This window comes from Desulforhopalus sp. IMCC35007 (genome assembly GCF_005116575.1).
Lineage (GTDB): Bacteria > Desulfobacterota > Desulfobulbia > Desulfobulbales > Desulfocapsaceae > Desulforhopalus_A.
Map to the genome: position 1 here is coordinate 30,480 of NZ_SWCN01000004.1, position 24,436 is coordinate 54,915.

The 24,436-nt window shown below is 46.1% G+C and carries 20 protein-coding genes; 11 read left to right on the forward strand and 9 right to left on the reverse strand.

All coding sequences use genetic code 11. The annotated features are described in order from the left end of the window. Window positions 1-133: 133 nt before the first annotated feature. From rpsO to rimP, 8 genes are all read right to left on the reverse strand, one after another. Window positions 134-403: a 30S ribosomal protein S15 gene (gene rpsO, locus FCL48_RS05225; protein ID WP_136871203.1), complete on the reverse strand. Its 270-nt coding sequence runs from the start codon at window positions 401-403 to the stop codon at window positions 134-136. A 183-nt stretch (window positions 404-586) separates the two neighbouring features. Next, window positions 587-1,339, reverse strand: a complete 753-nt coding sequence (gene truB, locus FCL48_RS05230) for a tRNA pseudouridine(55) synthase TruB (protein ID WP_136871204.1) — start codon at window positions 1,337-1,339, stop codon at window positions 587-589. Window positions 1,340-1,344: 5 nt separating this feature from the next. Then, window positions 1,345-2,385 carry a bifunctional oligoribonuclease/PAP phosphatase NrnA gene (locus tag FCL48_RS05235; protein WP_136871205.1) on the reverse strand — a complete coding sequence of 347 codons (1,041 nt, stop codon included), beginning with the start codon at window positions 2,383-2,385 and terminating at the stop codon, window positions 1,345-1,347. Continuing rightward, the gene (rbfA, locus tag FCL48_RS05240) at window positions 2,354-2,776 is read right to left on the reverse strand and encodes a 30S ribosome-binding factor RbfA (RefSeq protein ID WP_136871206.1); all 423 of its coding nucleotides are present in this window, start codon (window positions 2,774-2,776) and stop codon (window positions 2,354-2,356) included. The genes FCL48_RS05235 and rbfA overlap by 32 nt, the downstream gene beginning before the upstream one ends. A 178-nt stretch (window positions 2,777-2,954) precedes the next feature. Beyond that, complete coding sequence (gene infB, locus FCL48_RS05245) at window positions 2,955-5,765, reverse strand: translation initiation factor IF-2 (protein WP_136871207.1); 2,811 nt, start codon at window positions 5,763-5,765, stop codon at window positions 2,955-2,957. A gap of 96 nt (window positions 5,766-5,861) precedes the next feature. Beyond that, complete coding sequence (locus tag FCL48_RS25860; RefSeq protein WP_136871208.1) at window positions 5,862-6,095, reverse strand: YlxR family protein; 234 nt, start codon at window positions 6,093-6,095, stop codon at window positions 5,862-5,864. Next, complete coding sequence (nusA, locus tag FCL48_RS05255; RefSeq protein ID WP_136871209.1) at window positions 6,070-7,464, reverse strand: transcription termination factor NusA; 1,395 nt, start codon at window positions 7,462-7,464, stop codon at window positions 6,070-6,072. The genes FCL48_RS25860 and nusA overlap by 26 nt, the downstream gene beginning before the upstream one ends. 78 nt (window positions 7,465-7,542) lie before the next feature. After that, window positions 7,543-7,998 carry a ribosome maturation factor RimP gene (rimP, locus tag FCL48_RS05260; protein ID WP_136871210.1) on the reverse strand — a complete coding sequence of 152 codons (456 nt, stop codon included), beginning with the start codon at window positions 7,996-7,998 and terminating at the stop codon, window positions 7,543-7,545. A gap of 656 nt (window positions 7,999-8,654) precedes the next feature. On the opposite strand from rimP, the gene FCL48_RS05265 reads away from it, so the two are divergent. From FCL48_RS05265 to FCL48_RS05300, 8 genes are all read left to right on the forward strand, one after another. Further along, window positions 8,655-11,108, forward strand: coding sequence for a DNA topoisomerase III (locus FCL48_RS05265; RefSeq protein WP_136871211.1), 2,454 nt, complete (start codon window positions 8,655-8,657; stop codon window positions 11,106-11,108). A gap of 35 nt (window positions 11,109-11,143) precedes the next feature. Further along, window positions 11,144-11,521 carry a ribosome silencing factor gene (gene rsfS, locus FCL48_RS05270; protein ID WP_136871212.1) on the forward strand — a complete coding sequence of 126 codons (378 nt, stop codon included), beginning with the start codon at window positions 11,144-11,146 and terminating at the stop codon, window positions 11,519-11,521. Between the two features lie 51 nt (window positions 11,522-11,572). Further along, window positions 11,573-12,976 carry a threonine synthase gene (gene thrC, locus FCL48_RS05275; protein ID WP_136871213.1) on the forward strand — a complete coding sequence of 468 codons (1,404 nt, stop codon included), beginning with the start codon at window positions 11,573-11,575 and terminating at the stop codon, window positions 12,974-12,976. 152 nt (window positions 12,977-13,128) lie between these two features. Continuing rightward, the gene (tatA, locus tag FCL48_RS05280) at window positions 13,129-13,320 is read left to right on the forward strand and encodes a twin-arginine translocase TatA/TatE family subunit (protein WP_136871214.1); all 192 of its coding nucleotides are present in this window, start codon (window positions 13,129-13,131) and stop codon (window positions 13,318-13,320) included. A gap of 98 nt (window positions 13,321-13,418) precedes the next feature. Continuing rightward, window positions 13,419-13,673, forward strand: a complete 255-nt coding sequence (gene tatA, locus FCL48_RS05285) for a twin-arginine translocase TatA/TatE family subunit (RefSeq protein ID WP_136871215.1) — start codon at window positions 13,419-13,421, stop codon at window positions 13,671-13,673. 526 nt (window positions 13,674-14,199) lie between these two features. Next, the gene (locus tag FCL48_RS05290; protein WP_136871216.1) at window positions 14,200-15,339 is read left to right on the forward strand and encodes a glutamate synthase; all 1,140 of its coding nucleotides are present in this window, start codon (window positions 14,200-14,202) and stop codon (window positions 15,337-15,339) included. Continuing rightward, a complete protein-coding gene (locus tag FCL48_RS05295) occupies window positions 15,297-16,937 on the forward strand; it encodes a glutamate synthase-related protein (protein WP_136871217.1) in 1,641 nt (546 codons plus the stop codon). Before FCL48_RS05290 ends, FCL48_RS05295 begins: the two co-directional genes overlap by 43 nt. A 165-nt stretch (window positions 16,938-17,102) precedes the next feature. Further along, on the forward strand, window positions 17,103-19,460 hold the full coding sequence (locus tag FCL48_RS05300; RefSeq protein ID WP_136871218.1) for an FAD-dependent oxidoreductase: 2,358 nt from the start codon (window positions 17,103-17,105) through the stop codon (window positions 19,458-19,460). A gap of 58 nt (window positions 19,461-19,518) precedes the next feature. Here FCL48_RS05300 and FCL48_RS05305 read toward each other — a convergent pair whose 3' ends face one another. Beyond that, window positions 19,519-19,791, reverse strand: a complete 273-nt coding sequence (locus FCL48_RS05305; protein WP_136871219.1) for a hypothetical protein — start codon at window positions 19,789-19,791, stop codon at window positions 19,519-19,521. 292 nt (window positions 19,792-20,083) lie between these two features. On the opposite strand from FCL48_RS05305, the gene FCL48_RS05310 reads away from it, so the two are divergent. From FCL48_RS05310 to FCL48_RS05320, 3 genes are all read left to right on the forward strand, one after another. Then, complete coding sequence (locus FCL48_RS05310) at window positions 20,084-22,165, forward strand: metallophosphoesterase (RefSeq protein ID WP_136871220.1); 2,082 nt, start codon at window positions 20,084-20,086, stop codon at window positions 22,163-22,165. A 267-nt stretch (window positions 22,166-22,432) separates the two neighbouring features. Continuing rightward, entirely contained in the window at window positions 22,433-23,119 is a 687-nt protein-coding gene (locus FCL48_RS05315) for a TIGR00153 family protein (protein ID WP_136871221.1), read from the forward strand. Window positions 23,120-23,134: 15 nt separating this feature from the next. Continuing rightward, complete coding sequence (locus FCL48_RS05320; protein ID WP_136871222.1) at window positions 23,135-24,400, forward strand: inorganic phosphate transporter; 1,266 nt, start codon at window positions 23,135-23,137, stop codon at window positions 24,398-24,400. Window positions 24,401-24,436: the final 36 nt, after the last annotated feature.

A 24,436-nucleotide genomic window follows, 5' to 3' on the forward strand; every position in this document is an offset into this window, starting at 1 on the left:
ATCCACCAGCCCCGTATGCTTTTTTTCGGTTTTCCTAAAACAACAAAAACCTCAAACAATTCAACAAATGAACTGTTTGAGGCGTATTACGGCACTTTGCCATAGGCAACAAGGTCACAACAGCACGCGATAATTACTTGCGTAGCCCCAACTCTTGCAGCATTGTTCTGTACTTGTTAATATCTTTCTTTTTCAGGTAGTCAAGAAGGCTGCGTCGCTGACCAACCAGCTTGAGGAGTCCCTGTCTTGAATGGTGATCCTTTTTGTGTACTTTAAAGTGCTCGGTGAGATACTGAATACGATCAGTAAGAAGAGCAATTTGTACTTCTGAAGATCCAGTATCTGTCGGATGGACCTTAAACTTCTCAATTATTTCATTTTTTTTAACCGCTGACTGTACCACGACAATCCTCCTGAAACGATATATTCAAATAGTGTTATTATTTACTCTAAAACCTGCTCCACCCTTATTATAGGCGGAATTACTCATTACGACAATAGATGGTTTGCTGAATGTGGCGAACCCGGCAAACCGATTAGATACTTTTGTAAAAATTGTCACCGACACACTAGTCAAATCGATTGATTATTGCAACAATTTAGCAACCTCTTCTACACTAATCATCTTTTTCATGCAGAATTCGATGGCGTTTTCATGTGAAAGCTCATCCCAGTTAAGAGACTGCCCCACGGAAAAGCGACCACTTTGTGTTCTTCTGAGCGCCGTGAGATGTGCACCACAACCCAGTGCCGAACCAATGTCGGCTGCAAGTGTCCTGATATAGGTTCCCTTGCTGCAGACAACGCGTATCTGCAGTTGTCCCTCAGTGCCGACAATATCAGCTATACCGTCTGTACGTTCAAGTACTGAAATGGTAATCTCACGAGCTTCTTTCTCTATCTTGATACCTTTTCGAGCGTAATAATAGAGAGGCTTACCTTGATGCTTAAGGGCTGAATAGGCAGGGGGCACCTGGAATTGCCGTCCTCTGAAGCCTGCAAGGCATAGTTCTATCTGCTCTGCTGAAATATGTCCCACCTCGCGCCGTTTGATTATTTCTCCCTCAGTGTCCAGGGTTTCAGTCTCAACGCCCAGACGAAGCGTAGCAAGGTATTCCTTTTCGCCATCCATAAACTGCGATATAAGTTTCGTAGCGGGTCGACCAGCACAGACAATCAAAAGACCGGTCGCAAAGGGGTCCAGTGTCCCCGCATGGCCAACTTTTTTCATGTGCAGAATTTTTCTCATTCTGCTGACAACCCCAAAAGAGCTTATATCGACAGGCTTATCAATTAAAAACACCCCTGCTTCAAAGCCTTCTACCTCTTGTACATCCATAAATGTCAGTTTACCCTATCCTTGACAACCATCGGGTCAGACACCGTCACAGCTGTTTTTAAAACAGCCAAAACGTCATCCAAAACCTGCGCAAAAGCCTTACCGTGACAACGAAACCCTGCAGCATTCCTATGTCCCCCACCGCCAAACTGTTTAGCGACACTTGCAACATTGCACTGCCCTTTCGCCCGCAAGCTCACGGAAACAGTTCCATTCAAGGCTTCTTTCACAAGAACGGCCACCTTTACGTTTTGCAGTGAACGCGGGTAGTCGATGAAGCCTTCTGCATCCTGTAGAGTTGCTCCGCTCTCCTGAAGCATTGACTGGGTAACTGTCATAAAAGCAATTTGCTCACTTTCATGCAAAGCAATGGAACCCAGGGCAAGTTCCATCAGTTTGATGCGTTGTTTGGTGAAATTGTCATATATATGAGAGCCAACAACATGGGGTTTAACCCCTTTTGCTATCAATTGTCCTGCGATCTCCATAGTCCGTGGGCCTGTACTTTCATAGCGAAAAGAACCGGTGTCCGTGCAGATTGCGACGTAAAGATTGAAAGCCGCCTGGAGACTTAACTCTGCCCCGAGCAACATCCCGACTTCATACACCATTTCTCCTGTGGAAGAACAGTCAGGGGCAACCCAGCGCCCCGTACCGAAATCCTTATGGGACTGATGATGATCAATGACCCAGAAAGGAGTGTTACTGAGAACCTCTTGTTTTAAAATTCCCAGGCGGTCCTCATCACCGCAGTCAAGAGCAATACTGACCAGATCTTCCCCTGCATCAGAGACGAAATTTTTATACCGTTCAACGGAAATACTGGCACGATCTTTATCCGGCAAGAATGTGTACAGATGAGTGATCGGTTCCTCAATAAGACAGAACACTTTTTTCCCAAGAGATTCTAAAATCGAAGCAAATCCCAGCAGCGACCCCAGAGCGTCTCCATCAGGATGTGAATGGGTAAACAGCACCACATGGGAATAATTGTGGATATCGCATATAAGTTTTTCAGGTATTATCCGGGGAAGACTGTCGCTCATCCGCTATTTCCTTGAAAATTTCGTCCAACTCTGCAACTTTGTCAGCAACACTGTCGTACTGAAACTGTAATACCGGGGTAAAACGAAGATTGAGCGTTTTGGCAATATGACTTCGCATAAAGCCACTCGCGCGCTGAAAGCCCTTCTCAGCTTCTCTTCTTTCTTTTTTGTCACCCAATACTGTAAAGAAAATCCGGGCAAGACTCAAGTCATCTGTCACATCAACCCGCGAAATGGAAGCACTGTTTAAGCGAGGGTCCCCGACTTTACTTATCAACAGAATAGAGAGTTCATTACGAATAGCCTCTGCAACCCTGGATGATCTTTTCTGTTCACGCTTATCACCTATTCCAATGGAATCAAGGGTCTGTTTTGGATCAAATACCGACACTGTACTACCTCAATTTAATAAACTCGTAAAAGAATGAATTGCATATTAAAAGCTGGGTCTAAAAAAACATTTTCTCTACACAGTGTACCAAAAAAGAGCATAGCCTGCAGAAACAAATCTGCAGGCTCCCCTTAAAATTGCCACGATGTATTCATGAAATTATACAAACCTCTTCTGATTAAAGGGTAGCTTCAATCTCATTCATGATAAATGCTTCGAAGTTATCTCCAACCTTGATGTCATTAAATTTATCGACGCCTATACCACACTCATACCCTGACTGGACTTCTTTCACATCATCCTTGAAACGTCTGAGGGACGCCAGCTTTCCAGTGTAAATCACTACGCCATCTCGAAGTACACGCACCTGGGCTGACCGCATAATTTTTCCATCCAGAACATAACAGCCTGCAATGGTCCCAATCTTAGGTACGCTGAAGGTCTCACGAACTTCTGCAAGCCCGATGACTTCTTCCTCAAAGGTTGGGTCGAGCATTCCGACCATCGCCTTGCGAATATCGTCTAGGGCGTGATAAATAACATCATATGATCTGACGTCGACGTTTTCTTTCGTGGCCAACTCTTTTACTTTAAGACTTGGTCTCACATTGAAACCGATAATGATTGCGTCAGAGGCTGAGGCTAACAGAATATCTGATTCCGTTATCGTACCGGTGCCTTCGTGGAGCACCTTAACCTTAATTTCCTTGGTCGATAGATCTTCAGCCGCCTTGGCGAAGGCCTCAAGTGTACCCTGAACATCCGAACGGAGTACAACTTTAAGCTCCTGTACGTCTCCTTCACTCATCTGTTCAAAAAGCTTATCCAGTGAGATTTTAGTATTGGCACCAAGCTCACTTTCACGCGCTTTAAGCGACCTGACCTGGGATACGTTTCTGGCCATTTTTTCATCGGTTACAACGATGAATTCATCTCCTGCACTTGGGACACCTGAAAGGCCCTGAACTTCTACAGGAATGGCAGGCCCTGCCTCCTGAATCGGACGGCCTTTATCGTCAAGCATTGCTCTTACCTTACCTGCAAACTGACCGACGACAAAATACTCACCTAAATGCAGGGTACCATCCTGGATAAGAACCGTTGCAACTGCACCGCGACCTTTATGTAACTGCGCTTCAACAACACGGCCTCTCGCTTTTCTTCCTTTGTCCGCACGAAGCTCTAAAACCTCAGCAAGGAGTTGGATAGCCTCAAGAAGAGCATCAATACCAATATTCTGTTTTGCGGAAGTCTCACAGTACATGGTGTCGCCACCCCATTCTTCCGGCATAAGATTCAGCTCAGACAACTCACGCTTGACCCTGTCCGGATCAGCATTGTCTTTATCAATCTTATTGACTGCAACGATAATTGGCACCTCGGCGGCCTGGGCATGATGGATAGCCTCACGCGTCTGGTCCATAACACCATCGTCTGCTGCAACCACAAGGACCACTATATCGGTTACCTGGGCACCTCTTGAACGCATCTCGGTAAAAGCAGCATGACCTGGAGTGTCAACAAAGGTGACATCCCCGGAACCTGCACGAACATGGTAAGCACCGATATGTTGAGTTATTCCACCAGCCTCACCATCTGCGACATCCGTTTTTCGAATGGCATCAAGAATTGATGTTTTTCCATGGTCGACATGTCCCATGACAGTAACAACAGGAGAACGTGGCTTTTGTTCACCACCTTCTTCGGCCTCACTCAGGAGCTGCATTCCAATCTCTTCAGTAACCCCCTGTTCAACTTCGTAACCAAAATCTGCGGCAATAATGGTTGCCGTGTCCGTGTCAACAGGCTGGTTGATGGTAGCCATTACTCCAAGGCCCATCAATTTGGCAATAACGTCGCTGGCCTTGATTTTCATCTTGAGGGCCAAATCCCCTACCGTGATTGTATCATAGACCTTAAAACGTTTCTTGCTCGCCTTCATCTCCGAAGGTGCAGCGACGACCTTGGCCCTTCGTCCTTTCTTCCTTCGGCCCCCTTCACGCCCAAGCTGCTCCTGCGCAAAATGAGTGAACTTAACGTTTTTCTGTCCTTTTTTACCCCGACGAGCATCCTTCCCACGTTCTTCAAGATCAGGACCTGTTTTTTTCCCTTTCTTGCGGGTGCGGTTTGAGTCTTCAGTCTGAACCATCCCCGGAACAACAGCATCCGCGGGTGCAGTACTTACGGGCTTTCTGGATACCGGCGGTTTGCCCTGGCTTCTCTGAGGCGGTCTGCTTGGTTTTTTAGGTTCTTCAGTCTTGGGAAGCTCAATGGTTCGAATTACCCGGGCCATTGGCCGTTTTTGTCCCTGGGCAGCCTGCTTATCTTTTTTATGAGATGATGCAGTGTCTTTTTCTTTGTTTTTAGATGGTTTTGCCGCCTTAACAGGTTGGACTTTTGTTTCTACGACCTTAGCAGCCTCAGGAGTCTCGTCTTGCTCAGTAGCCAACGTCTCAACCACTTCTGAAGTAACCTTATCTTCTTCTGCAGTGACTTCTTTTTGAGTGGCTTCCTTTGTAACGACTTTCTTGGAGATATCTTGTTTTGGGCTGTCGCCCTGATCCACAGAGATTGTCTCTCCAGCAGGAGGCTCGACCTCTTGAGCTGCTGAGACCGTTTCAACCGGTTTTTCTGCGACAGGATGTGCGCTGATTTCTTCGACCTGATCAACTGCAGCATCTTCTGCCACAACATCTTGGACATCTTCCACTTCAGGCTCGGTTTCTTCTTTTACCTGAGCTCGACGCCTGATGACAGTGGCCCGACGGCGGATAACAGTTGATCCTTCAGTATCGCTGTCAATACGCTTTTCAACAAGCTCGGTATTCGCCGATGTCAGAACAGTATTCCGTATTTTCTCTGCTGTTTCGTCGTCAACCGCTGAACTATGCCCTTTGATATCAAAGCCAAGTTCAATCAATTTATCAGTCAACGCTTTACTGCTCATTCCAGCCTCTTTGGCCAGCTCATATACCCTAACTCTGCTCATCCTCTACTCCCGTATTGCATCGCAACAATCATTTGATCCATTATCTTATCGGTAATTGTTCTCTGCACCGAAATGAACCGTTTTAAATCTCTATATTTAAAGACGAAACAATCTCTTCCATTTTTTTGTTTTACTCGTAAGTAGCTCAGCACAGTGCACATCAGTACAACAATAAGCCCCTCTCCCTGGCAGCGTCTGACCAGGATCTTCCTGAATCTTCCCGTCTTGCCAGACAAAACGTTGAAGTTCGTATTTGGGCTTTTTAGTCCTGCATATGCAGCAGGTGCGCAAAGAAACTTTTTTATCAAGAACCTTCACTCTCATCGGCATTCTGTTGTTCTACATCGATGGGCCCATCATTTTCATCAACTGAGACCGTAACATCTGTCTGTTCTACTTGCGATTCCTCTTGTTCAACAACATTACCGTTTGACTCATCCGGTACAGCAACAGCTTCACTCTGCTCAAAAGGAATCTCTTTTGCCTGCTCTATAAGCGCCTGGGCAAAGTCTTCATTGATTGATCTCAAGACAGTAAGCTCTTCAACCGACTTATTTGCAAGAACTGCGGTTGAAAAAATGCCTTTTCCGAGCAACTGGTCCGCCAGAGTTTCATCAACACCTTTCAACTTAAGCAGACTTTGATAACCTGGGTCCTGCAGATTAGCATAGCGCTGCTCGCTTTTCACGTCAATCCTCCAACCGATAAGCTTTGAAGCGAGCCGAACATTCTGTCCCTGACGGCCAATTGCCAGGGAAAGCTGATCGTTTGGGACGACGACGAGAAGTGAGTTTGCATCCTCATCGGCCATGACCATACTGACATGAGCGGGTGCAAGAGCGTTGTAGACATACTTTGCAGGGTCCGGACTCCAGGTGACGATATCAATACGTTCCCCCTGCAACTCCTGGACAACATTCTGTACCCTCGCACCCTTCATACCGACACAGGCGCCTACCGGATCGACATCACTCTCAGAGGAACTTACTGCAATTTTTGCACGAAATCCCGGTTCTCTGCTGACACCCATGACCCGAACAATACCCTCGGCCATCTCGGGAACTTCCATCTGAAACAATTTACCCAAAAATTCATCACAGGTTCTGGAAAGTATAAGCTGAGAGTCCCTGCTTGTCTGACGTACTTCTTTTAAATAGGCGCGGATTCGATCTCCCTGCTTGAAAGATCTTTTGGGAATCTGTTGATCTTTTGGCAAAATTGCATCTGTGCGACCAAGGTTGACAATCATATTCCCCCGCTCAAATCGCTGGACAATACCACTCACCACTTCACCGATGCGATCTTTAAACATGTCATAGATCACCTCACGCTCCGCGTCTTTCATGCGGTGGATAATAACCTGCTTGGCGGACTGAGCTGCAATCCTGCCAAGGTCGGTGATATTTTCCATCTTTTCCCCGAGTTCATCACCAACCTGTACCTCCGGGTCGAGTTTGCGGGCATCTGCCAAACAGATTTCGGTCTGTTCATCTTCAGCCTCCTCAACAACTATACGGAACTGAAATACCTCGACTTCACCGAATTCTTCGTTGTAACGCACTTCAATATCGCGGCGACTACCGAATTTTTTTCTTGCTGCAGACTGGACCGCCTCTTCGATGGCCTCTATCAGTAATGTTTTATCAAAACCTCGATCCCTGCTAATCTGGTCGATTATGCGTTTTAAATCTGATAGCATTCTATTACCCCGTCACTATGACTTTCATCTCCGATAACCGGAGTTACATCCATTGTTCTTCAAAACAGTCCGTCCAGCTTAAATGGCTAACCTTGCCTTACTAAACATATCGTACGTAAACTGCATCGAACTCCCATCGGCAAGGTTCATGTATATTTTTTCTTCACCGACATCGCCAATAATACCTTCAAAGGTCTTAACCCCTTCAATAGCGTTATGAACCTTAACTCGAGCTTTCTTTCCTTTATACCTGCTGAAATCTTCAAGCGACCTTAACGGCCGTTCAAGCCCAGGAGATGAAACTTCTAAATTATAAGCATGGTTAATTATTTCTTCCACATCAAGATACTGACCGAGTTCCCGGCTCACATTACTACAATGATCCAGGCTAACCCCTTCTTTGCAGTCAATAAATACACGCAAGACCCAACCATGGGCCTCTGTCCGGAACTGTACCTCAAAGAGTTCCAACCCCATGTCAGGGAGCAGCTCATTGAGATAGCTCTGAACTTTTTCAACAATTAGCTCACTCATATCAAACACCAAAAACTACTATCAGAAGAGATGAAAGCTTTCAAAAAAAATGATCTCTTATATGCGGACATAAAAAAAAGCGGGCAATGCCCACTTCCAAAAGCCCTCCTGCCAAATGTGCATAAGCGGAAGGTATAACACCAATGACATGATCTTCTCACAGAGATGAGCCTCACACTTTCGCAGAAGATACGTGTCAATTGCGCAGAAATTTAACCACAGATCAACAACTTTGTCAAGGCGAAAGCGCCAGCTCCTCTGTTCATTCCCGTCCAGCGTCTTTACAGTGCAATCGCAAGCAGGCTCGTGAAAAAGACATCTCTGCCGTCCGGAGCCGTTGTAGCTGATAGCGTTGTTCAACCATCCAAGAGAACATTTACATTAATACTGTAATATTTCAAGTCACTTAAACAATTTATTTTAAGCCCTCGCCACCCCCGCTGATGAAAATTGTATTTGACAAACCATTACGAGCACTTTATTAAAACCACTGTTTCAGAACATTCCTGCTATCTTTTGCTACCCAGGACAATATGACCGCATTGTGCCCATATTGCTAACATGCATTACATTTCCTTGCCCCAGCAAACCTATGTATTGTTCAACTGTTAGAAATAGAGATAGTCCTCTTATCTGTTAACCATACGAATTTCTTCATGACCAATAAGACTCTTATCATAGCAGAAAAACCGAGTGTGGCCGGAGACCTTGCCAAGGCGCTTCCGGGTAAATTTAAAAAAACAAAAACACACTACGAAAGCGATAGTTATGTCGTCTCTTATGCAATTGGTCATCTTGTATCCATCTGTTACCCGGAAGAGATTAATCCCGCGTATCAAAAATGGGACATGAACACACTCCCTATCCTCCCGGAAGAGTTTCCGTTAAAAGGTCTGGAAGGAACAAAAGCTCAACTCAATGTACTGCAGAAGCTTATTCGCCGAAAAGATATCACAGAAATTATAAACGCCTGTGATGCCGGACGTGAAGGAGAGCTGATTTTTAAATACATCGTTAAGTATGTGTGGAACAACTCCGTTGCCAAAAAGTCCTTTAAACGGCTATGGCTTCAGTCAATGACAACGGATGCCATAAAAAGTGCCTTCGCGACACTGCGGGACAACGAAGACATGACGCCCCTTGAAGATACAGCTCTCTGCCGCTCCGAATCAGACTGGCTGATAGGTATCAATGCAACCCGGGCACTAACCGGTTTCAATTCAAGGCGAGGCGGGTTTTTCCTTACACCGTGCGGCAGGGTACAGACCCCCACTCTGTCCCTGTTGGTCAAGAGAGAGCGGGCCCGACATGAATTTATTGCAAAACCATTCTGGACCCTGCACGCCACTTTTGATTTTCTCTCTGGAGCCTACGAGGGCAAATGGATTGACACCGCCTACACAAAAGACCCCACTGACGCCCATAAAAAAGCCGATAGACTCTGGGATGCAAAAGACGCAGACGCTCTGATCCAAAAATGCACAGGTAAGGCTGCAGTCGTCACTGAAGAAACGAAAAAGACCAGCCAGAGCTCCCCACCACTTTACGACCTGACACTTCTGCAAAGAGAGGCCAATTCACGGTTTGGTTTTTCCGCCAAGAACACCCTGGGAATAGCCCAGGCACTCTATGAGCGACACAAAGTGCTTACTTACCCACGTACAGATTCAAAACATCTTCCAGAAGATTATCTGCCAACCGTCAAGAAAACCATCGAGAACCAGACTAAAGGTAAATTGAAAAAATTCGCCCGACTGGCTCTTGACAAAAATTATGTTGTTTTTTCCAAAAAGATTTTTGACAATTCCAAAATCTCTGATCACCACGCTATCATACCTACCAACGTGCTCCCCTCTTCTCTATCAGAACCTGAAGAGAAAATATACACCCTCGTCGTACAGCGGTTTCTTGCCGTATTTTTCCCATCTGCTGAATATCTGAACACCAAAAGATATTCCGTTGTCGAAAATGAGACCTTTCTGACAGAAGGGAAAATTTTACTTGAAGCGGGTTGGAAGAGCATCTACGGGACCGAGACAGGTGACGGTAAAGACAAAATTCTCACCCAGTTGCCAGACAACGCCAAGGTCTTGTGTGAATACTGCGAAAAAGAACAACACGAGACGACCCCTCCTGCCCGCTTCAATGAGGCCACCCTGCTTTCAGCCATGGAAAATTCTGATAAGCTTGTGGCCGATGATGAACTCGCCGATGCCATGAAAGAGCGGGGACTTGGTACGCCTGCTACCAGGGCTGCCATTATTGAGAAACTGATCAATGAAAAATACGTGGTCCGAGAAGGAAAAGATCTAACCCCCACCGGTAAAGCATTTGAGCTTTTGTCACTTTTAGAGGCAATGAAAATTGAAGTCCTTGCATCTCCTGAAATGACCGGGGAATGGGAATATAAACTCAACCAGATCCTCAAAGGGGATTTTACCCGTGAAAAATTCATGGATGAAATCCGCTCCCTCACCAGACATATAATAGATCAGGTGAAAAACTTTGAAGCGGATGAAGTTCGCCTTGAAGCACCGTTTAGTCCGGTCAATGGCATCCACATTTTCTGCTCCCCCACCGCTTACATCAGCGCGGATGAAAAGATCAGTATACGCAAAATTCTCGGGGGCAGGATGCTGAGTGACAGCGATGTGATCGCTCTTCTCAATGGTGAAACGATAGGACCCTATAGCGATTTTCGTTCAAAACGGGGGAAACCTTTTACGGCATCAGTAAAGCTTGTAAATAATAAAATTGAGTTTATGTTTGCAGACTCAATGGCCGAACTCGACATTGAGGCAATCAAAAAGAGCCCTTCATTGGGTTTTTCTCCCATCGACGGGACAAAAGTATTTGATACTCCAATGGCTTATTTATCAGAATCGGCTCTCGACGGAGAAACAAAAAAAGGTCTTCGAATCAGTAAAATAATTTTATCTAAAGAGATCACAGCCGAAAATATTAAGCAGCTTTTAACTGACGGGAAGACCGAGTTGATAACAGGATTTATCTCAAAAAGAAGAAAGCCCTTTGAAGCCTATCTGATTCTTGCTAAAAATGGTACAGTGAGTTTTGAATTTCCACCGAGAAAAACAAAACCAAAAGAATAATTTTGCACTTCCCTTCAAACAGAGGGGAAAAAATAATGAAACAAATAAAAAAAGAATTTAAAGAAAAGAGTGGTCATGATCTTGCCCAGATATGCGCTAAAGTCGCCCTGGACACCAAAGCGGAAGAAGTCGTCATATTAGACGTACGTGGCCTTACCACCTTCACCGAGTATTTTGTTATCATGAACGGCAAATCTACCCGCCATGTTCAGGCATTGGCTGAGGCTATTGAAGGTTGCTTACGTTCAAAGAGGGTTAAATCGTCCACAGCTGAAGGGTTGCAGGAAGGTATGTGGGTCTTACTGGATTTTGATGATGTTGTTGTTCACGTTTTTTACCATGAGCAGAGAAAATTTTACGACATAGAGGGCCTGTGGTCCGAGGCAAAGCAACTGGAGATTGAGGCAGCGTAAAGCTCACCTTTTTAACCTCCAAGCCAAATTAAAATACACAACTACTCAACCATGCAATATTTAAGCACCAGGGGTGGCATTTCCCCGATATCCTTTACTCAAGCTGTAATGATGGGCCTTGCTGAAGATGGTGGTTTACTCCTACCAAGGACAATTCCCCGTATAGGTAGCGATACTTTTGCTTCCTGGCAGCAGTTGAGTTATCCAGAACTCGCCTTTGAAATTATGTCTCGCTTTATTGATGACATTCCAGGCAGTGATCTAAGAAATATTATCAATGCCTCCTATGCAAGCTTCACTTCAGAGCAAGTGACGCCGCTGGTGCACCATGGAGATTTGCATATTCTAGAACTTTTCCATGGCCCTACTCTCGCTTTTAAAGATGTGGCACTGCAATTTCTCGGCAACCTGTTCGAGTACATGCTCAAGAAAAATAAGTCAGTCCTCAACATTATTGGCGCGACCTCCGGGGATACCGGTTCTGCTGCGATTTATGGTGTCAGGGGAAAACAAAATATCAACATTTTTATCCTCCATCCCCACAAGCGGGTCAGTGCTGTTCAGGAAAGGCAGATGACCACAGTTCTGGATGCCAATGTTTTTAATATCGCAATCGATGGCTCTTTTGACGATGGGCAAAGCATCGTCAAAAGAATTTTCAATGATATTGAGTTCAAAAATAAATATCATCTCGGGGCAATTAATTCGATTAACTGGGCAAGGGTTCTCGCTCAGGTTGTGTACTATGTATACAGCTGTATCCATGTTGCCACCCATGAAAAAGACTCATCCGTGGACTTTGCCATCCCGACCGGTAATTTCGGCGATATCTTCGCAGGCTACATAGCCAAAAAAATTCTACCTCCAGGCACAATTCGCCAACTGGTTCTGGCCACCAATGACAATGATATCCTCTCTAGATTTGTCAATAAAGGTGATTACTCCCTTGGCGACGTCAAAATCACCTCAAGTCCGTCCATGGATATCCAGGCTGCCTCCAATTTCGAGAGATACCTCTACTACCTCATGGACAGCGATCCCAACAAGACCAAGGCGCTGATGGAAGAATTCGCTGAGAACGGGCGCATCGACCTATCGGGGTCTCAGGACCTGATAAAAAGGGATTTTGTTGCAGTTGCCGTCTCAGAAGAACAGGTCGCAAACACCATTGCCGATTTCTACCAGAAATATGGCTATATACTCGATCCACACACCGCAGTAGGAGTAAAAGCTGCACAAAAATTTAAGACCGGTGGTGTACCTATTGTCTGTCTGGCAACCGCCCACCCTGCCAAATTTGGTGATGTGGTGGAAAAGGCAATCAACGTTCCTTTAGAGATGCCTGAAAGCATTATCGGAATCATTGACAAAGAAGCCCGTTGTGAACTGATGGCTGCAGAGAAAAATGCAATTCAGAATTATATTGCCGAAAGAGCACTGCAACCTGCCGCTTAACTTTATATTTGTTAATACAAGAGGCAAAGCATGTGTAAACTTGACAAGTCGCCATGACTCATCTAATGTCTTCTGGATTATTTTTTGACATTAAAAGAGTAGGCTGAAAAGCCCATATATACTGTTGTTTATTTTTTTCAAGAGGTAAGACTATGTTTGGACTCGGAATGCCGGAACTTGTAGTAATCCTAGTAATAATCGTGATAATTTTTGGTGCAGGAAAGTTGCCGGAGATAGGTTCCGGTATCGGTAAAGGCATTAAAAACTTTAAGGAAGCGACCAAAAAAGAAGATGAAAATAAAAAAATAGATGAAGACGATAAAGGATCGAACAACCAGGCATAGCCAGTTGATCTCATCGTTTTATCCTGAAATCATGGGCAACGAGCAAATTTATCTTTCTTTTGATCTCTTCGCTTGCCATCAGCTGTAAGGAGCCTGCAATGTTTGGACTTGGAACCCCGGAACTGATCGTCATACTCGCCATTGCTTTTCTCGTCTTTGGCGGTAAAAAATTGCCTGAAATCGGGGCTGGACTGGGAAAAGCAATTTCCTCTTTCAAAAAAGGCATCAGTGAGGTTGAAGAGGGTGGAAAGGAGATTATCGGAGATATCCCAGGTGTAAAAGAAGTTGCTGAAGTAAAACAAAAAGTACAACAGGTAAAGGACCTTGGCAAAATAGATAATCTGCTCAAATAGATTCCACGCAATTTCACTCAATCGTTCGGCCACTTTCGAGCACATCCAAATTCATCCGAATACAGGCAGTATGTTGTGTTGTATATACTGCCTTTTTCTTTGGACCTTCTACTCCTCCACAACCCCTCTTTTACAGAGCTTCTCTATGAGCTGTTCATAACCTTTCATTAAAAAGCCTATAACTGGGCATCTCTCCTTCAAAAAAAATGTTTTAAACCAGTCTTTTTTGCTGTTCTATGCGCAGCGTCACTCTACGATCAGATTATCATCGCCGTTTTCTTGCTGAAGATTCATTCTTGAATATTTTTCGTGCACTACATTTTACATTTTTGTATACCTTTTAAGGGTTAAGATCTTACACCTCATCATGCAATATTCTTGACTTTTTTGTAACGGTCGTATAATTAATCCAACTTAACCATACGTTTTTGTCTCTGTTTATCCGGCATGACTCCCCCTGTAGGTCCGCATCCGATAGACTTTATTCCTGCCGCAAGGCATTTCTTACTACTTGTCAGGAGAAAACATGTGTCGTTTAGCCCTGAAAACCGCCAATGAACCCTTCTCACCGTACGAGGTTCTTACTGCCATGGAAGCCATGCAGGAAGGATACGATGGATCGGGACTTGGCCTACTCCTTCGTGGAATGGAATTTGAAGATTTCAAATACAATCCACGCTTTCCCATCCTCTCAGGCATAGCCCATACAGAGAAAGCATGGCACCGTGTTACTGATTATATGGATGATAGAGGTTATGAACTCAAATATGATCACCGTTTTCACATGGAAGATGGCCATATAGAAGCCGAAGAGCGCTATCGTTATTTTTTACGCGCATACAGAATGCCTGTACGCTTTAGGGATGAGAGTGATGACGTCAGAGAAGCGGAAATGCTGAAAACGCGTCTTGCTCTCAGAAATCTTGCAACGGAAGAGGATAAAGTCGCTGTCTTTTCATTTTTCCCAGATGTTGCGATGATCAAGGAAGTCGGCTGGCCTTTGCAGATTGGCAACGGTCTGTGTCTCCATGATGGTCAGATTAAATCCCGCGTCTGCATGGCCCAGGGACGGCAAAACACCAACTACGGTATTAATCTGTATGCCTGCCATCCCTTTTTCATTCAGGGCATATCAACCATGACTAATGGTGAAAACACTGCCTTTGTTCCCATACGCGACTGGCTGGTTGGCAAAGACATCCCCGGTTACACAGGTTATCAGAGCGACAGTGAGGTTTTCACCCACATCCTTCACTACACCCTGAAAAAACTGAATCTCCCCCTTCAGGCCTATAAACACATAATTACCCCGCTCAGCACCAAAGAACTGAGTGAGCATCCCCAGGGTGAATTTCTCACCGGACTTCGTCAGGTGTGCCGAAGGCTGATTATTGATGGCCCGAATGCTATCATCGGAACTCTTCCAGACGAAAGCTGTATGCTGGTCATGGATCAGAAAAAACTGAGACCAGCCACTGTTGGCGGTAGAGACGGTGCATGGGCAATCGCATCAGAAATTTGCGGAGTACAGGCAATGGTACCGGATCGTGATCCTTCACTTGATTTCCAACCAATGCGCGAACACACAGTAATTATTCCCCCAGAGAGAAAGGAATTAGAAATATGGTCCCAGTACGATCCGTTTCCATTACCCCTAGCAGCTTAGCTCCAATTGATTTTCCCTGGATAATTGAGCACAAGGAAGAGAGATGCACTCTCTGCGGACAATGTACTGCTGTTTGTCCCAAAGGAGCGATCGTCCTGGCCCACATGCGCAAGAGAGTTCCAAAGCTCGACGTTTTCCAGAAAAAAAGAGGCAACGACTACCGAACATTTACAGGGATTCGTCAGGAAACTGATCCGGCCAAACTCTGTATCGGCTGTGGAATGTGTTCAATGGTCTGCCCCAACGATGCGATTACACCCCACCCCGGCACTAATGAAAACAGAACTGTTTTCTTTAATAACCGTAAAGGTGAGCCCCTTAAACGTGGCGGTAGAAGAAATAATCCGGGTGCAACACTTCTCGATCAAATTATGTTTGACCGGATCTCCATGCTTACTGACCCAGCACTTGACGCCGGGCGCCATGAATTTACGGTCACCACCTCCCTTGGACGGGTTCTTTCTCCCGAGGATTTTCTCGACCGGACCATAAACGGTGGCTGGATTCCGCCCACCCGTGAGATCTTTCCTTTCATCATCGGTTCCATGTCTTTTGGCGCACTGTCACCAAACATGTGGCTTGGCCTTCTCCAGGGCGTGGCCTACTGCAATGAGGTCTTAGGAATTCCTGTTGTCATGTGTACCGGCGAAGGAGGCTGCCCGCCATGGATCCTCAGAAGTCCTTATCTTAAATATATCATTTTGCAGATTGCATCGGGCTATTTCGGCTGGGATGAGATCATCAGGGCCATTCCGGAAATGCAGTGTCAACCTGCGGCAATCGAGATCAAATATGGCCAGGGCGCAAAGCCCGGCGATGGCGGCCTTCTCATGTGGTACAAGGTCTCTAAGCTGATCGCCCGTCTGCGTGGCGTTCCCGAAGGCGTGGACCTGCCGTCACCTCCGGTGCATCAGACCCTTTACTCCATTGAGGAAAGTGTCATGAAAATGATCCAGACCCTCTCCACGGCTTTTGATCATAAGGTGCCTGTGTATCCCAAGATTTCTGCCTCCACGTCAGCCAAGTCCGTACTGAACAATCTTGTGAGAAACCCCTACGCGGCAGGCCTCATGATTGATGGTATCGATGGTGGCACCGGGGCTGCCTATAATGTCTCCATGGAAGCCACCGGCCATCCGATTGCATCCTGTGTCCGAGACTGCTATCTTGATCTTGCAGCCCAGGGCAAGCAGAATGAGATTCCCATCTTTGCAGCAGGCGGTATCGGTAAAAATGGTAACGTTGCTCAAAATGGTATGGCCATGGTCATGCTTGGAGCCTCAGGGGTACACATCGGTAAATACATCATGCAGGCGGTTGCAGGTTGTCTTGGAAACGAGATGAACCGATGTAATGTCTGCAACTTAGGCATCTGTCCAAAAGGTATAACCAGTCAGAATCCTAAACTCTACCGTCGTCTTGACCCGGATATGGTTGCAGAAAGAGTCGCGGAAACCTTTATGTCGATAAACACAGAGATAAAGAAAATCATGGCACCTCTTGGCAGGTCTCAAAGCCTGCCTGTGGGTATGTCAGATGCTATCGGCATTGGTAATCAAGCGGCTGCAGACCGGTTAAAAATCAAGTACGTCTGCTAGGATACCTGAAACTGATGGAATCTCTGCATAACTATTGACCTGTCTACGGTTTGTATAGCAGATTCAACCCTCAATCCTGTGGCTATTCTATGCAGTTATGTAATTTTAGAGGAAGTGAAGAAGACAATATAATATCTCATTCACACCTGATATAAGGAGTTTTCAGTGGCTACAACAGTTGTAAAAGGTCTTAATGAAGCAGGCGCTCGCATCGGCTCAATGAAATTTGAAAAGCTGGTACGAGACGCTGCCGCACATTCAAATGACCTGACACTCGAATCTTTTGGTCAACACAACATCGGAATCCGTCTCCAGCGTGAAGACGGCCTCACCATCACTGTCAAAGGACCTTCTGGTCAAAGACTTGGCTGCATGGGGCAACCCGGCACCAGAATCATCTGCGAAGGTGCAACTTCAGATGATGTCGGTTATCTCAATATTGGAGCTGAGATCTCCGTTTTAGGGGATGCGACCAACGGTGCCTGTAACGCCATGGCCAATGGCAAGGTTTTTATAGGGGGATCCATTGGTGCCCGTGGCCTTACCATGACCAAATGGAATCCCGACTATGACAGACCTGAGCTATGGGTACTCGGCTCCACCGGTGACTCTTTTGCTGAATTTAACTGTGGCGGCACTGCGGTCATCTGCGGGATAAATCCCAAAAATTCAACGAACGTTCTCGGTTATCGGCCCTGTGTCGGTATGGTCGGTGGTCTTATCTATTTTCGCGGGAAAATAGACGATTCCTACTCAAAAACAAATGCAAAACTCAGTCAGCCAGATGACCAGCAATGGCAATGGCTCATGGAGAACCTTCCCGGCTATCTGGACAATATACGTCGACCTGACCTCCTGGAGACCCTGTCAAAACGCGATGAATGGAATATTTTAATCGCAATTACTCCTCAGGAAAGGGCCTTGATGTTTTCCGGGCCCATGGCCATGGCCGAGTTTAGAAATGAACACTGGGTCAAGGCCCTTGGCGGTGATCCATTACGAGATCTGGCTCCAGGTCTTGACCGTAGCCCTATAGGCACCATCGTCACAGGAGACCTCCGTCGCAAACAACCCTATTGGGCCAACGCCGAATCCGCTGCCCCCTGCACCTATTACTGTCCTGTGCACATTCCTACTGTAGATCGGCTCCGACTGATCCGCGAAGGGAAACTGGACGAGGCCTACCAGATGCTGCTCCATTATACCCCATTGCCAGCATCGGTATGTGGTGCCGTCTGCCCGAATCTTTGTATGGATAACTGTTCCAGACGAGGGGTTGATACTGCAATTGATGTACAGGTCTTAGGGCAGGCTGTTGGCACTGCTACCCCACCACCTTTTGCCGAACCTCTTGGAAAGAAAGTTGCCATCATCGGAGGAGGACCTGCCGGCATGAACGTTGCCTGGCAACTTGCCCTTGCCGGAATTGAATCACACATCTTCGAGCAGGATGATATGATCGGTGGCAAACTGGCACAGGTTATCCCATGGGAAAGGCTATCCCAGGCTATATGGGATGAAGAAGTTAAGCGTTTTTTAAATACACCCTACATATCTGTGAGCCTTAAAACGGAAATGACCAGGGATAAATTCAGCCAGCTCCAGAAAGATTTTGATTATGTCGTCGTGGCTGTCGGGACCCATGTCCCAAGACGGATAGCGTTTCCAGGCAACGAGAAGGTACTCGCAGCTCTTGATTTCCTCAAAAAAGCCAAATCAGATAAACCTCTGCCTGTGGGCAAGCAGGTCGTCGTTATTGGGGCAGGAAACGTCGGTTGTGATGTGGCCTGTGAGGCCTACCGGCTGGGCGCCGATAAAGTCACGCTGATTGATATACAAAAACCTCTGGCATTTGGAAAAGAAAAAGAGGCGGCTGAGGCGTTAGGTGCCACCTTCAGGTGGCCCGTGACCACCAATGAGGTAACAGATGAGGGGCTTATTACAGCTGATGGTGATCTTATCCCGGCCCAAACCGTCATCATCTCCATAGGTGATGTGCCTGCTCTGTCTTTTCTTCCTGAGTCGGTTGAAACAATGAAAGTTGGTGGAGCTGCCTGGATCAGTACAGACAAGGCACACCTCACTTCCGATGCCCAGGTCCTGGCCATTGGAGATGTCGAACGCCCAGGCCTTGCAACCCATGCTCTGGGTGCCGGTAAAACCGCAGCAGAGTTTATCATAGCAAAAATCAAAGGGCTTGAATGGCAGCCATTTGCTAAACCGCTCATACCTCAAAAAGCCCTGACGATTACGCACTATGTACCCGATGAAGTTGTTGCAACGGAACAGAACCAGGCGGACCGTTGTCTTTCCTGCGCCTCCTGCAGGGACTGCCACCTGTGCGAGACCATCTGTCCGACAGGTGCTATCAGCAGAAAAGAGCTCCACCCTGTTACCCAGACGGGCTTTCAGGTTGCTCTTGATGTGGATTACGAATATGTTTCAGATGACAGTAAATGTATTGCCTGTGGTTTCTGTGCAGATACCTGCCCCTGCGGTATCTGGAATATGAATCCGTTTTAATACCTTTTGCAAACTAATACAAAAAGGGTTTCAGCTGCTACAGTTGAAACCCTTTTTTTTACTTGCGAATCAGCCGAATGCTCACATCATATCGAGTTACATCAATGTCCGCAGGCAGCTGTGACGCATCAGGCACCATAATTGTGAGCACCCTTCCCCGTATCGGGTCGGAGGACTCCTTATTTCTTCTCTCCATGCCGGAAGGCCCCGCTATTCCCTTACGGGGTGGACGAACATGCAACAGTTGAGCTTCTATTGCCCCTGTACTTTTTTCAGGGAGTTTTTTTCCCTGTGCCGGCAATGGAGGCATTGAACCAATTATTATTTCCATAACAGATACCCTCTCTCATCGTATATCACATCATTTCTACTATAACTCCAGAAAAGATTCAAGCCGAACTAACCATGCATTATCAATACCTTAGTCATAAAAAGTAATATTTCATCCCCCCGCCTCACGGGTCTTTTGCCATGAAAGGCTAACGTTTTGATTTTTGTGCTTATTAATATCTTTTGTACAGCAGTAAATCCTGTTATGATCTTGAAATACCTTTTTACATTTCCTTACCTTTTTCTTATCCTCTGAGTCAAACAGTTAAACTCTGGAGAAGAGCAAAAAATCTATGCCAGACCCACTCAAAAAGATACTCGAGCCCATTAAAGATCTTCAGACCATTCGTGGCGTTCAACTGCCTATAGGTCTTGAATTTCTTCAACTCGTTGTAACCGGTCCTCCTGGAGCTGGGAAATCATACTATATCGAACAGATAAAAGGATGGCCTAACGAAGGGTATCTCGATCTGACCAAGCATGGCTGGTGGAAGAATCAATCCCTTATCTACAGGCCGCGGGAAGTTCATCTCGGTCTGCCGTTTAAAGGAATAAAAGAGGCTCTCACTGTTTTTGATAAAGAATGGCTGAAAACCGACCCACCTCTTGAGCTCGAGCTCAACAGGATTGTTCTGCCACCTGTGAAGAAATATTTCTTCCAGACCAATTGGCACAACCGTTATATTTTCGAATTTCTGATCCCAAGACCTTCAACGATATACCAACAACGGCTGGCAAGACAGGAACAAGGTTATTTTCCAGTGGATGACAATCTCAGCCTTGAGATGGTTCGACAGCAAGTGGCAATCTATCGGGAAGTCGCCCTCTATCTGCACCGAGCAGGCCTCAATGTGTACCTCAGGAAAGGACTCGACAACCCCCCTTTGTTTTTTGCAGAACCCGGTATTGCAAGTGTGCCCCGCTGGACCCTGGATAAAATACCCCAAAAGCCAGGACTCAACACCCTCGCCGGCTGGAAATATCTTTTTAGAAGAAAATATCCCATTGAGTGGATTACGGTAACCAATATCCCGCAAAAAATTCAGCAGGTCAGCCGCATTGCCCACAATGGACGAAGTATTGGACTCTATCTTGGAACCAAAGAGCTTCGCTTCAATCCGGAAATCGCCCTTGGAGTGAAGAAAAACATTGCCCACAAAAACTGGATAATAAATACAGAAACTTCCTGTTCTACCAAGAAAATCAGAGGATTTATACGGCTGAAAGTTGGAGAAACAATTGTTATCGGTCGTTCAAATCCGGAGTTTATAGAACTTTTTGATCTCGACGACAGTGTTGGTCTTCGTCACCTCAGCGTCACCAACCGCAAAGGAGATTTGATACTTACTCCGCTCAGCACGGAATATAGCACAGAAGTCCTCCTCCTGAATGATCTCGATCTTCGAGAGCGACTGGAACGGGGACGCCATAAGGCTCTTTTGAAAATTCGTCGCATTTACGGCCAGGAGATAGTACCTCTGCCTTCCAAAATGGCCCTTGATTCGATCCGTGCAGTAAATACCCTCCTAAAGCATGAACCATTTCGGCCGGAAAACGATCAGGGAGTTGCAGGTGGCCTCATTGAACTCACTTCCCAGTCAGCTCCCGTAATTGTCGGCGATCTCCACGCCCAGGTTGATAATTTTCTGAAAATCTTAAGTGAAAACTGTCTTCTTGACTGTCTGCGGCTAAAAACTGCAACGCTTATCATTCTTGGAGATGCGGTCCATTCTGAAAATGCCCATGAAATGGATAAGTTTGAAACATCCATGCTCATAATGGACCTGATCATTAGATTAAAACTCACTTTTCCAGAGAACTTTTTTTATCTGCGGGGAAACCACGACAGCTTCAGCCCTGAAATTAATAAAAACGGTTTCCTGCAAGGGGAACTCTTCAGAGAATACCTGACAGAACATCGTGGTGAAGAATATGTGGAAGAGATGACTCACTTTTACAACAATCTTGCCTATGTAGTCTGCTCAACCGACTATCTCTGTTGTCACGCAGGACCTCCGCGGAGCAAGGTAACCCGTGCCGAAATTATCAATATGACATCTGACAGTCCACTGATTAAAGAAATGACCCAAAATCGGCTGCAACGCTCCAATCACCTTGGAGGCTACAATAAGTCTGATGTGAAGCAGTTTCGAAAAGCGTTGGAAATTGCGCCAAAGGCAACATTTTTCGTCGGCCATACCCCTATGGATCCTTTTGGCAGCTATTGGCTCAACGCGGGTAACATCAAGAATCATCATGTCATTTACAGTGCCCATGACGACGGACCAAGCATTTTTATACGCACAGCACATCGCTTCATGCCAATCAGTTTTCCGGCAGAACCTCTGACGGAATTTATAAACGATTTGAACTAAGGCCAGTGAAATAACTCCATATAAAAAAACTGCTTGTACCAAAGACAAGACTAACGCATTATATAATGAAGTCAGCAGCCGTCGGGTGCGTGTCTCACCCCAAGGGCGGACAGTAAAAAACCGTTGACTTATGGGCTACATTTATTAATGAGACTGACATCTGTCATACATAGCACAATCATTTACACAATCTTTTTTACCTGAGATAAGATTTTCCACAACATTACAGATTAAACTACTGTTTTCTTATTTAGAGGATTAGGTGCCATGCCAATAATGTCCAATCGTCCCCTGTCAGGACTCCTTCGGGGCTCTCCTTTCAAACCGATCCAACAACACATGTCTGTTGTCTTTGCCTGTGTCTGTCTTATTCCACCATTGTTTGACGCGGTATACAGAAATGACGATGAACAGATGGAAGATTTTTCCAACCAGATCAATCTTCTTGAAACGGAAGCGGATAAAATCAAATCCACCTTTCGTCTCAATATGCCAAAGTCACTTTTTCTGCCGGTTGACAGAAAGGATTTACTCAGCCTCATTGCCGACCAGGATTCCATTGCCGACACCTCAGAAGATATAGGCAAGATTTTTCTTTATAGGTCCATGACGGTGCCGGAAGAACTTAAGGACCTGCTTGATGAGCTCCTGGAAGGAACCATGGAGATAAGCGCTGCAGCCCGTGAGATGATTGAACAACTCGACGAGCTACTTGAACTGGGATTCAGTGGCCGGGAATACGACAAGGTGACCAAAATGATCGCCGGAGTGCGCAGGAGTGAGCACAATATTGACGACATTGTCCATCGATGCCGTAAAAAACTCTTTTCAATAGAACGCACACTCGACCCTGTTTCAGTCATGTTCTGGTACAGGATACTAGAATTGCTTGCGCTGATTTCAGATCAAGCTGAAAATCTTGCAGACCGCGTCCTGCTCTTTCTTTCCAAATAAGGCTAAAGGTACTCAATGGAAATTATCGCATCGTACGGAACAATCCTGCTCATCCTGGCTGTCATCTTTGGACTCTATATGACTTGGGGAATCGGGGCAAACGACCTGGCAAATGCCATGGGCACTTCGGTTGGTGCAGGTGCCGTAAGTGTCAAACAGGCGATATGTATCGCCATTATATTTGAATTTTTAGGAGCCGTCCTCGCCGGTGGGCATGTTACAGCGACCATCAGAAAAGGGATTATCGACCCATCCTCCATCATCAACAGCCCTGAGATACTGATCTATGGTATGCTGGCCTCGCTACTCGCTGCTGCCATCTGGCTCATGATTGCGTCCTCAAAGGGCTGGCCGGTTTCAACGACACATTCCATAATTGGCGCACTCATTGGTTTTGCCGTTGTTGGAATCGGTCCTGAGGCCGTTAAATGGGGCAAGGTAGGTAGTGTTGTTATGAGTTGGGTCGTCTCTCCTGTGATCGGTGGAACCATCTCTTTCCTACTGGTTATGAGCACCCGCAAGCTCATCTTCGACACAGATCACCCTCTTAAAAATGCCAAGCGATATGCCCCTGGATACATATTTCTGGTTGGATTTATCATTTCTCTTGTTACCATGTTCAAGGGTTTAGCACACCTGAACCTGGAATTAACCACGGTCCAGAGCTTTGCCGTTGCAACATTTATTGGAATACTCACCTCAGCCATTGGCTGGACGTTTATTCGTAAAATCAAAGATGACCCCAAAGCCAACAGAAGCTTCAGCTATGCCAGCGTGGAAAAAGTCTTCACTCCAATGATGCTTTTTACCGCCTGTGCAATGGCATTCGCCCACGGTTCAAACGATGTGGCTAATGGCATTGGTCCTCTGGCTGCAATCTACAGCATCATAAGTTCCGGTGGCGAGGTAATGCAGTCCTCCCCGCTCCCCCTTTGGATTCTGATTCTTGGTGGTTTTGGCATTGTGCTTGGGCTCATCACACTTGGCTACCGAGTCATGCTCACTGTGGGTAAAAAAATTACGGAATTGACACCATCAAGAGGTTTTTGTGCCGAGTTGGCCGCCGCAACAACAGTCGTACTCGCTTCCCGCACCGGGCTACCTGTCTCCACCACCCATATCCTTGTAGGCTCGGTTTTAGGGGTTGGTCTTGCCCGGGGAATTGGTGCTCTTGACCTGCGGGTTGTCCTCAATATTGTTATCTCCTGGCTGGTCACTCTACCGGCTGGTGCAATCATGGCAATGATCACCTTTTTTACACTCAAGGGTATTTTCGGTTAACCTCAGTGTCATAAACAGATGAGACCACAGATAAAA

What these genes read in the sequence shown, in the direction of transcription:
- truB (WP_136871204.1), bottom strand. Translation starts at nt 1,339, where the DNA reads ATGGATGTACAAGAGGTAGAAGGCTTTGAAGCAGGGGTGTTTTTAATT.
- FCL48_RS05235 (WP_136871205.1), bottom strand. Translation starts at nt 2,385, where the DNA reads ATGAGCGACAGTCTTCCCCGGATAATACCTGAAAAACTTATATGCGAT.
- infB (WP_136871207.1), bottom strand. Translation starts at nt 5,765, where the DNA reads ATGAGCAGAGTTAGGGTATATGAGCTGGCCAAAGAGGCTGGAATGAGC.
- FCL48_RS25860 (WP_136871208.1), bottom strand. Translation starts at nt 6,095, where the DNA reads ATGCCGATGAGAGTGAAGGTTCTTGATAAAAAAGTTTCTTTGCGCACC.
- nusA (WP_136871209.1), bottom strand. Translation starts at nt 7,464, where the DNA reads ATGCTATCAGATTTAAAACGCATAATCGACCAGATTAGCAGGGATCGA.
- rimP (WP_136871210.1), bottom strand. Translation starts at nt 7,998, where the DNA reads ATGAGTGAGCTAATTGTTGAAAAAGTTCAGAGCTATCTCAATGAGCTG.
- FCL48_RS05265 (WP_136871211.1), top strand. Translation starts at nt 8,655, where the DNA reads ATGACCAATAAGACTCTTATCATAGCAGAAAAACCGAGTGTGGCCGGA.
- rsfS (WP_136871212.1), top strand. Translation starts at nt 11,144, where the DNA reads ATGAAACAAATAAAAAAAGAATTTAAAGAAAAGAGTGGTCATGATCTT.
- thrC (WP_136871213.1), top strand. Translation starts at nt 11,573, where the DNA reads ATGCAATATTTAAGCACCAGGGGTGGCATTTCCCCGATATCCTTTACT.
- tatA (WP_136871214.1), top strand. Translation starts at nt 13,129, where the DNA reads ATGTTTGGACTCGGAATGCCGGAACTTGTAGTAATCCTAGTAATAATC.
- tatA (WP_136871215.1), top strand. Translation starts at nt 13,419, where the DNA reads ATGTTTGGACTTGGAACCCCGGAACTGATCGTCATACTCGCCATTGCT.
- FCL48_RS05290 (WP_136871216.1), top strand. Translation starts at nt 14,200, where the DNA reads ATGTGTCGTTTAGCCCTGAAAACCGCCAATGAACCCTTCTCACCGTAC.
- FCL48_RS05295 (WP_136871217.1), top strand. Translation starts at nt 15,297, where the DNA reads ATGGTCCCAGTACGATCCGTTTCCATTACCCCTAGCAGCTTAGCTCCA.
- FCL48_RS05305 (WP_136871219.1), bottom strand. Translation starts at nt 19,791, where the DNA reads ATGGAAATAATAATTGGTTCAATGCCTCCATTGCCGGCACAGGGAAAA.
- FCL48_RS05310 (WP_136871220.1), top strand. Translation starts at nt 20,084, where the DNA reads ATGCCAGACCCACTCAAAAAGATACTCGAGCCCATTAAAGATCTTCAG.
- FCL48_RS05315 (WP_136871221.1), top strand. Translation starts at nt 22,433, where the DNA reads ATGCCAATAATGTCCAATCGTCCCCTGTCAGGACTCCTTCGGGGCTCT.
- FCL48_RS05320 (WP_136871222.1), top strand. Translation starts at nt 23,135, where the DNA reads ATGGAAATTATCGCATCGTACGGAACAATCCTGCTCATCCTGGCTGTC.